We start from the raw sequence: 8,645 nt of genomic DNA, 5'->3' as shown, positions 1-8,645 counted from the left end.
GGTTCGTCGCCGGGTCGAACTACCCTCCGAGGTCCACCCAGTGGTTGTCGTGCCGCAGGAAGAACTGCGCGCGCTCCTTGTCGGTGAGGTGTTCCAGTTCCGGAATGCCCTCGAAGTAGGCCTCGCGCGGCGCACCGGGCGCGAACTGGAGCAGCATCGAGGCCGGCTCGCCGGACTCGTTGCGGAACGCGTGCAGGCCGCCGACCGGCACGTACAGGAAGTCTCCGGCCTTGGCGTCGCGCCACGCCTCGCCGTCGAACAGCCGGATCGTGCCGGACAGCACGAAGAACGACTCGGAGATGGTCCGGTGGAAGTGCGTGCCCGGGCCGCTGGGCACCGCGTGCATGTCCACCCGATACAGACCGAACTCGCCGTCCGTGGACTCGGTCGTGGCCAGGTAGTGGTAGCTCGCGCCGGCCGTGGTCAGTTCGGGTGGGTGCTCGGCCGGCCGGAAACGGGCGCTGACGTCGCCGCCCTCGTCGTGGTACCGGACTTCGGGATAGGTCGGGTAGGACATTGCCGGGACTCCTCATGGGATCGACATGTTCGAAACAAGGTTCGAGGTGTGCGGTGTGACGTGTGAGGCACGGCGTGCGGGTCGTGCATCGGATCCTGTGCCCGGGGCTCCGGGCGGGTGACTCGGGATCGCGACGGGAAGCTCGCGGGGATCCCCCACACCGATGAGTTTCCGGCCGATCGGAAATCGAAGCATGCGACGGCTCGGAAACCACGAAGGGCACTGCCATTGCCGACCGCGTTCGCCCTCACCGGCTCGCGCACCACCGGAGCCGGCGTGGTGGTCGACTCGTACGAGCGCACGGGCGGGCCCACCTGCGGCACGTACGAATCGCCCGAGAACGCATAGGCCCCGCGATAGCGGGAGACGGGCCGGGACCGGCTTCGTCGACGGCCCGGTGGGCCCGTCTCACCCGGAGGATCCGGCCGGTGCCGCCGACGCCAGCAACCGGTCCTCGGACCAGGCCACCGCCTCCGCACCACTGCGGAACGGGGTCCACGGCACCGGGTCGCCGTCGTCGCCGATCGGGTCCAGCAGCGGCTCGCGGGCGGCGATGGCGATCTCGTGACCGGCGGAGGCGAGGTCGGCCAGGGTGGCGTCGAGCATGGCCGCCGAGCCGACGGCCATCCGGGTGACCCGGTCCAGGTCCAGCACGATCCAGCCCGGGGCGGGCGGCGTGTACTCGCGCAGCGCGTGCAGCAGGTGCTCCGTCTCGGTGAACTCCAGGATCCCCTGCGCCCGAATGACCACGATGCGATGTCCCTCGCGGTCCAACGTGGCGCGCTGCGCCGGGGTGCGGGCCCGATGGGAGGGGTGGTCGAGTGCGGTGGTGACGTCGGTGACGGTCGCGGCGTGCCGACCCGGTTGGTGCATCAGGTGCAAGCCGAAGCGTTCGGAGAGCTCGGTGAGCGCGACCACACCGCGTACCGGGTTGCCCGCGCGATCCAGCGGCGGGCTGTGCACGGCGATCCCGAAGCGGGCGGGACTGCACGCGATCAGACCGCCGGACACCCCGCTCTTGGCGGGCAGCCCCACCCGCAGCAGCCATTCGCCCGCGGTGTCGTACATCCCGCAGGTGGCCATCACCGCGAGCGCGCGAACCGCCACCGACTCGGCGACCACCCGGTCGCCGGTGACCGGATTGACGCCGCCGTCGGCCAGCGTCGCGGCCATCACCGCGAGATCCGCCACCCGGACCCGGATCGAGCACTGGCGGAAATACGTGCGCACGGTCTCGTCCACGTCGCCGGACAACGATCCCGCGCCGCGCATCAGGTAGGCCAAGGCCCGGTTGCGGTCCCCGGTGTCCACCTCGGAGCGGTAGACGTCTTCGTCGACGTCCAAGGGTCGGCCCGCGAACGCGGACAGGCACGCCCGGATCCGCTCGAAGCGGTCCTCCGGGTCGGCCGCCGGCACCAGGGACGTGGTCACGATCGCGCCGGCGTTCACCATCGGGTTGGCCGGTCGGCCGGTGCCGGGTTCGAGGCTGATCGCGTTGAACGCCTCCCCGCTGGGTTCGGCGCCGACCCGACGGGCCACCTCGGCCGGGCCCAGCTCGGACAGCGCGAGCGCGTAGACGAACGGCTTGGACACCGACTGGATGCTGAACGGCTCGTCGGTATCGCCCGCGAGGTAGCGGTTGCCGGACATGCTGACCAGGGCCAGCCCGAACGTCCCGGGGTCGGCCGAGGCCAACTGCGGGATGTAGTCGGCGACCTCGCCGTCGGTCAGCGAGCTCAGCCGATCGTGGATCTCGATCATCGACGCGGTCACCGGGTCCATGGCGTCGACCCATCGCTCCCCGACCGAAACCCCGCACTTCCTCGCACCGTCCGCTCCCCTCCGAGGCCACCCACGGCGCTCTTCGACCCGATCGCGGGTCGAGATCAGCGTGTAACGGAGAGTCACCGGTCGGTGTCGGGCGTAAACGCCTGGTCGGCGGTGGGCGCGCGCGGATGCCGGCGGGCGCGGTCCGAGGGCGCGAGGGGCGCGACGGAACGGGTCAGCGCCTCGCGGGCGGCGCGACGGCGGGTGTGGGTGCCGGTGCCGGTGCGGGTACGGCGGCCGGCGCGGTGGGCGCGGCGACGGGGGCCGGCGCAGGGGTTTCGGCAGTCGGCGCACGGGGTCCGGCCGTCTGCGCCGGGGAGGCTGCCGCATACAGGACTTCGCGCAGGCCGGGAACGGATTCGCGGTCGGGGCGCCAAACCAGACGCAGCGTCAGGTCGGGCGCGTCCAGGGCGAGTCGGATCAGTTTGCCGGACGCGAGTTGGTCGGCGACCGCGAAGGTCGGCAACAAGGCCACGCCCAGGCCCTGTTCGGCCCACGCGCGGATGACCGCGACGCTGCCGACCCGAACCTGCTCCACCCCGGTGCCCAGGAGTCGATCGCCGGCCAGCCGGAACGAACAGGCCGCCACATTGACCAGAAGTCGATGTCCGCGCAGGTCGTCGCCGGTGATCCGGACCCGGTCCCCGAGGGGGTGGTCGGGCGCGGCGACCAGGGTCAGGCCGATCGGCTCCAGGTCGACGAACGCGAGTGCGGTCGGCGGCGGTTCGAAGCCCAGTTCGCCGAGCCGAGCGCCGGTGTCCAGGAGCAACGCCGCATCCAGTCGCCCGGCGACGACGGCGGCCAGCAGATCGTCGCGATTACCGTCCGCGGCGACCTGGACCCGCAGGTCGGGCCGGCGGGCGGCGAGCCGGGCCAGCACCGAGGGCACATGCGTCGCGGCGATGCTCTCCAGCGCGCCCAGGCGCAACGGCGGGGCCGCTTCGGCCACCTCGCGGCGGGCCTGTTCCGCCTGGTCGAGCAGGCGACGCGCCCAGTCCCGCATGCGTTCGCCGGCCGAGGTGAGCGTCATGCCCCTGGGGCCTCGCTCGAACAGCGTGACGCCCACCGACTTCTCCAGGACCCGGATCTGCTCGGACACCGACGAGGGCGCGATGCCGAGCTCGTTGGCCGCGGCGGTGACGGTACCGGTTCGGGTGATCGTCTCGAACGTGCGGAGCCGGCGAATTTCCATGCCTTGGCAACCTCGCCGGAGCGTTCGGATATTCCGAACGGGGCGTACGGCTCGGCCGGTCGAGCCGAATCGGCTTCGGTCGCAGAGTGGTTCCCGTCGATCCGCCGCCGACGGCGTCGCGTATCGGTGCCGCCGCCTTCACGACCGCCCGGCCGTCGGGGCGCCGGCGCCCCGGCCGCGCTCATCCGTCCCCCGCTCGTCCGTGTCGATCGCCGGCCTCGCCCGCGGGTCGCTCACCGGTCCCGCTCACCGTCCCGTTCCTGGAGAAGTCCCGATGGCTGTTGTCGATTCACCCCCGTCCATCCCGCCCGCGCCGACGTCGCGCGCGCGTACCGTCGCCCTGCTCGGCATCTCGCTCGGCTACTTCATGGTGCTGCTCGACCTGACCGTGTTGTCCGTGGCCGAGCCGGATCTGGCTCGGTCGTTGGGCGGTTCGGTGGCCGGACTGCAGTGGGTGGTGTCCGGATATACCGTCGTGTTCGGCGCGCTGTTGTTGACGGCGGGCGCGGTGGCCGACCGGTTCGGGGCGCATCGGGCGTTCCGGGTCGGCATCGTCGGGTTCGGTCTCGGCTCGCTGCTCAGCGCGTGCGCACCGGACCTGTGGACCCTGGTGGCGCTGCGCGGACTGCTCGGCGTGGCCGCCGCCGCGTGCGTTCCGGCGTCGATGGCGATGGTCACCGTGCTGTACCCGGTGCCCGCCGAACGGGCCAAGGCGGTCGCGCTCTGGGCCGCGCTCAGCGGAGCGGCGCTCGCCGTCGGGCCGATCGCCGGCGGTCTGCTCGTCGACGGCTTCGGTTGGCGCGCCATCTTCCTGATCAACGCGCCCCTGGCCGCGCTCACCCTGGCGCTGACCGCCGGGGCGGGGGTGCGGTGCCCGCGTGGCGTACGAGCAATCGACTGGACCTCCCAGTTCGCGGCGTGCGCGGCCCTGGGTCTGGCCACCGACGCGCTGATCGCGGTCGGCTCCGGCACCGCGACGCACGCGGCTTGGTCGGGCGCGGGTGCGGTCCTGGCCGGGCTGTGGTTCGCCCGGTCCGAGCGGCGCAGTGCCCATCCGGTCCTGGCCCGGGCGATCCTGCGTTCGCGCGGCACGGTGTCGGCGCTGCTCGCGGGCGCGGCGGTCAACTTCGCGATGACCGGGCTGCTGTTCGTACTGCCGTTGCTGTTCCGGCAGAACCTGCACATGTCACCGCTGCGGACCGGCGTGGCGTTCCTGCCGATGACCCTGCCGTTCGCGGTCAACCCACTGCTCACCGGCCGGATCGTGGCCCGGTCGGGGCCGCGGGTACCGATGCTCGCCGGTCTGGGCCTGCTGACCGCCGGCAGCGTCGTGTTCACCGTGGCGGTGCACACCGGCTCGGCCTATCCGGTCCTGGCGATCGGACTGGTGTGCACCGGCTTCGGCGTCTCCTTCGCGCTTCCCGCCCTGGTCACCACCGTGATCGGCACGGCGCCCGAGGGTACGGCGGGCGCGGCGGGCGGCCTGCTCAACGCGGTCCGCCAGATCGGCGCGACCATCGGCGTCGCCTCGATGGGCGCCTTCGTCAGCGTCGACACCACGGCAGCCGAGGCCGACCTGGCCTACGCGCTGCTCCTGCCGGGCGTCCTGTGCGCGGCGATGGCCGTCGTGGTGGGCCGCCGCTGACCGTGGTCGGCGGGCCGAGGCCACGCCGATGGAACCTCCACGGCCGACCGGGCCGGCGGGACGCCGCGCGCACGGCGTCCCCCCGGTCGACGGTCGTGGCGTCACGAGCCGGTCAGGATGACGAGTTGCCGGGTCGCCCTGGTCATCGCGACATAGCGGTCGACCGCTCCTTCGACGCCCTCGCCGAACGTCTCCGGGTCGATCAGGACGACCAGGTCGAACTCGAGTCCCTTCGACAACTCCGGGGTCGACGACCGCACGCGGGACGTCGGCCGGAAGGTGGGATCGCCGATGACGCAGGCGATGCCCTCGGCGTGCTCGGCGAGCCACGCGTCGAGGATCGAAGACAGCTCCGCGGTGGATCCGTACCGCACGGGGACGCCGGCGCTGCGGATGGAGGTCGGCACGTTGGCGTCCGGCAGCACGGCCCGGATGACCGGCTCCGCCTCCGTCATGATCTCCTCCGGCGTCCGGTAGTTGATGCTCAGCGAGGCCAGGTTGATCCGGTCGAGCCCGACCCGCTCCAGCCGTTCCTGCCACGACTCGGTGAACCCGTGCCTGGCCTGGGCGCGGTCGCCGACGATGGTGAAGCTCCGGGACGGGCAGCGCAGCAGCAACATCTGCCACTCCGCGTCGGTCAGTTCCTGCGCCTCGTCCACGACGATGTGCGCGAACGGCCCGGCGAGCAGATCCGGTTCGACGCCGGACCGTGCGCTCTCGTCGATCAGGGAGTGCTGGAGATCCTCTCCGCGCAGCATCGTCACCACACCCTCACCGTCGTCGTCGGCTTCGAGCAGGGCGTCGACGACGTCGTCCATGCGCTTGCGCTCCGCGGCGACGGCGGCGTCCTGCCGACGCTTGCGCCGGGCCGCCTCCGGGTCGCCGAGCCGCTGCCGTGCCACGTCCAGGAGGGGCAGGTCGGACACCGTCCAGGCCTGGGCGTCCGCACGCTGCAACCTGCGCACCTCCCCGGGACTCAGCCAGGGCGCGCACATCCGCAGGTAGGCGGGTACCGACCACAGGTCCCCGACCAGGTCGGACGCTTCCAGCAGCGGCCACGCGCCGTTGAAGGCCGTGAGCAGTTCCCGATTCTGTCGCAGGGACCTGCGCAGCAGGTCGACCGAGACGTCCTCGTCCTCGTCGTCGTGCTTGTCCACCAGGATCGTGAGCAACTCCTCCCAGATCCGCTCGCGCGCCTCGTTGTGCGGCATACCGGGTTCCGCCGCCTCGAACGCCTCGGCCCAGTCGGCGGCGGTCAGCCGGACGTCGGACCAGTGGGTCGTGATCGTCATGCCCTTGGTCGGACGTTCCTCGTAGAACCGGACGGCCGCCTCGATCGCCTTCACCAAATCCGCGGACGACTTCAACCGGGCCACCTCCGGGTCGGCCTCGACCGCTGCCCCGGCTCCCTCGGCGACGAGGTCCCGCAGGGTGCAGGTCTGGACGCCCTCCTCGCCGAGGCTGGGCAGGACGTCGGCGACATAGCCCAGGTAGGGCTGGTGCGGACCGACGACCAGCACGCCGCCCCGGCGGTGACCCAGGTGTGGGTCGGAGTACAGGAGGTAGGCGGAGCGGTGCAGGGCGACGACGGTCTTCCCGGTACCCGGACCGCCGTCGACGACGAGGGCGCCGCGCGATCCGGCGCGGATGATGGCGTCCTGATCGGCCTGGATGGTGCCGAGCACGTCCCGCATCCGACTCGACCGGTTGCCGCCCAGACTCGCGATGAAGGCGGACTGGTCGTCGAGCGCGGCGTGCCCGGCGATCTCGTCCGGGTCGAACACCTCGTCCCAGTAGTCGCTGATCCGGCCGCGGGTCCAGCGATACCGGCGGCGGCCGGCCAGACCCATCGGGTTGCCGTGGGTGGCTCCGAAGAACGGCTCGGCCGCGGGGGTGCGCCAGTCGATCAGCAGTCGGCGACCCGCGCTGTCGGTCAGGCCGAGTCGTCCGACGTACACGGGCTCGGAGTCGTCCGTGCCGACCATGTGTCCCAGGCACAGGTCCAGACCGAAGCGACGCAGTGCGCGCAGGCGGGTGGTCAGCCGGTGGATCTCGATGTCCCGGTCCATCGCCTGCCGACCCTTGCCGCCGGGCGACTTGCGCGCGGCGTCCAGGCGGTCGGACAGCTCGGCGATCGACTGGTCGAGACACTCCGCGATGGCCGCGAAGTGCTGCTCGTCGCCGGCGATCAGCGACGGGTCGGCCTTGGCGGAGACGCGCTCGGGGAGGTCGAAGGCGCTGGTGGTGGTCAGGGAGTTCAGGGATTGCACGGCAAAGCTCCGATCTGCGGTCACTTGCGACCACGGCGCGCGGCAGGGCGTTCGGACCGTCGTGGCGGACCCGGTGGTTGGGGGTTCCGGCCCGAGGATCCGAGTGGTTACGCGGATACGGGCGACCCGTCCCGGCTGATCGCGGCGAGCGGTGGCTCCGAGAGGTCCGCAGACGCGCACACCCGCACCTCGGGGCCCGGGTCCCGCAACCGCGTGGCGAGTGCCACCGCCGCTTCGACGTCCCCCCGCGACCCATCCGTCGACAACAACACACGCACTTCGTGAATCTCCCATTTCCGCAGATGACGGCCCAAGTTCCGGCTCAGGTCGATGATTCTGCGGTACGACCGGGGCCTTGCCGCAAGGCCCCCGGTGCGCTATATGTTGTACATGGCGAGGAGAGCGTGTTCCCTCGCCTTTTTTCATGCGTCGCGGACGGACCTCCCGCGCGAAGCAGCGAAGCGGTGGGGCTACGGCGCGGTGCGGACGGCCCCGGGTTCGTGGACACGCCGCGTGGGTGTCGTCCCGTCGTCGGTGCGGTGTGCAAGGCTGCGTCGCGACATGCCGATCGAGATGACGAAGGTGGCGCGATGACTACGGCGGCTCACGGGACATTCGAGCTCACCTCGTTCGAGCCGGAGGCGGTCGACGAGGCACCGGGCGCCGAGCTCGGCCGGGTTCGGATCACCAAGACCTTCACCGGCGACCTGGTCGGCACCGGCACGGTACACATGTTCTCGGTGACCGACCTCGACGGCACCCCCGCCGCGTACGTCGCCGTGGAGCGCTTCACCGGCGAACTGGCCGGGCGCAAGGGCTCCTTCGTCCTCCAACACAGCGCACCGGGCAGCAATGGCGAACAGTTGGCCATCCAGGTGGTCGCGGGTACCGGTACGGACGAGCTCGTCGGGATCGGCGGCACGCTCGACATCGTCCGGACGGACGACGGCGGCCACACCTATGTCCTGCACCACACGCTCGGCTGAGCGAGGGCGCCTCGCGCCGGATCGACCCGAGCCCGGTCGCCCCGCGTCGTCTCCGATGGCGGGACACGCACCGCGACCGATCTTGACCGGCGACCGGCGGCGATCTAACCTCCGAATCGGAAAGCGCTTTCCATACCCGGCGTGCCCGCCCCACCGGGCGCTCCCGGCAGGACGGCCGGGACCGGCGCAGTCGACCGAACCGACGGGA

The 8,645-nt window shown here is 71.8% G+C and carries 6 protein-coding genes; 2 read left to right on the top strand and 4 right to left on the bottom strand.

Translation table 11 applies throughout. The features are described from left to right. Positions 1 to 19: 19 nt before the first annotated feature. From ACIBSV_RS03080 to ACIBSV_RS03070, 3 genes are all read right to left on the bottom strand, one after another. Complete coding sequence (locus tag ACIBSV_RS03080) at positions 20 to 517, bottom strand: cupin domain-containing protein (protein ID WP_331771250.1); 498 nt, start codon at positions 515 to 517, stop codon at positions 20 to 22. A gap of 408 nt (positions 518 to 925) precedes the next feature. Beyond that, positions 926 to 2,299 (bottom strand): glutaminase A, encoded by a 1,374-nt coding sequence (gene glsA, locus ACIBSV_RS03075; RefSeq protein WP_395859151.1) that lies wholly within the window; start codon positions 2,297 to 2,299, stop codon positions 926 to 928. A 220-nt stretch (positions 2,300 to 2,519) separates the two neighbouring features. Next, on the bottom strand, positions 2,520 to 3,536 hold the full coding sequence (locus ACIBSV_RS03070; RefSeq protein ID WP_395859150.1) for a LysR family transcriptional regulator: 1,017 nt from the start codon (positions 3,534 to 3,536) through the stop codon (positions 2,520 to 2,522). Between the two features lie 274 nt (positions 3,537 to 3,810). Between ACIBSV_RS03070 and ACIBSV_RS03065 the strand changes: the two genes are divergently transcribed. Further along, positions 3,811 to 5,181, top strand: a complete 1,371-nt coding sequence (locus ACIBSV_RS03065) for an MFS transporter (protein ID WP_395859149.1) — start codon at positions 3,811 to 3,813, stop codon at positions 5,179 to 5,181. A 101-nt stretch (positions 5,182 to 5,282) separates the two neighbouring features. On the opposite strand, the gene helR is transcribed toward ACIBSV_RS03065, so the two are convergent. Further along, positions 5,283 to 7,442 (bottom strand): RNA polymerase recycling motor ATPase HelR, encoded by a 2,160-nt coding sequence (gene helR / locus ACIBSV_RS03060; protein ID WP_395859328.1) that lies wholly within the window; start codon positions 7,440 to 7,442, stop codon positions 5,283 to 5,285. Positions 7,443 to 8,041: 599 nt separating this feature from the next. Between helR and ACIBSV_RS03055 the strand changes: the two genes are divergently transcribed. Continuing rightward, on the top strand, positions 8,042 to 8,437 hold the full coding sequence (locus ACIBSV_RS03055) for a DUF3224 domain-containing protein (RefSeq protein ID WP_395859148.1): 396 nt from the start codon (positions 8,042 to 8,044) through the stop codon (positions 8,435 to 8,437). The last annotated feature ends 208 nt before the right edge of the window (positions 8,438 to 8,645 follow it).

It is taken from the genome of Embleya sp. NPDC050154 (genome assembly GCF_044460165.1).
Classification (GTDB): Bacteria; Actinomycetota; Actinomycetes; order Streptomycetales; family Streptomycetaceae; genus Embleya.
The sequence above is the reverse complement of the archived record's forward strand: the minus strand, read 5'-3'. Positions and strand labels throughout refer to the sequence as shown.

Coding starts and splice junctions, on each gene's coding strand:
- ACIBSV_RS03055 (WP_395859148.1), top strand. CDS start 8,042: ATGACTACGGCGGCTCACGGGACATTCGAGCTCACCTCGTTCGAGCCG.
- glsA (WP_395859151.1), bottom strand. CDS start 2,299: ATGGACCCGGTGACCGCGTCGATGATCGAGATCCACGATCGGCTGAGC.
- ACIBSV_RS03080 (WP_331771250.1), bottom strand. CDS start 517: ATGTCCTACCCGACCTATCCCGAAGTCCGGTACCACGACGAGGGCGGC.
- ACIBSV_RS03065 (WP_395859149.1), top strand. CDS start 3,811: ATGGCTGTTGTCGATTCACCCCCGTCCATCCCGCCCGCGCCGACGTCG.
- ACIBSV_RS03070 (WP_395859150.1), bottom strand. CDS start 3,536: ATGGAAATTCGCCGGCTCCGCACGTTCGAGACGATCACCCGAACCGGT.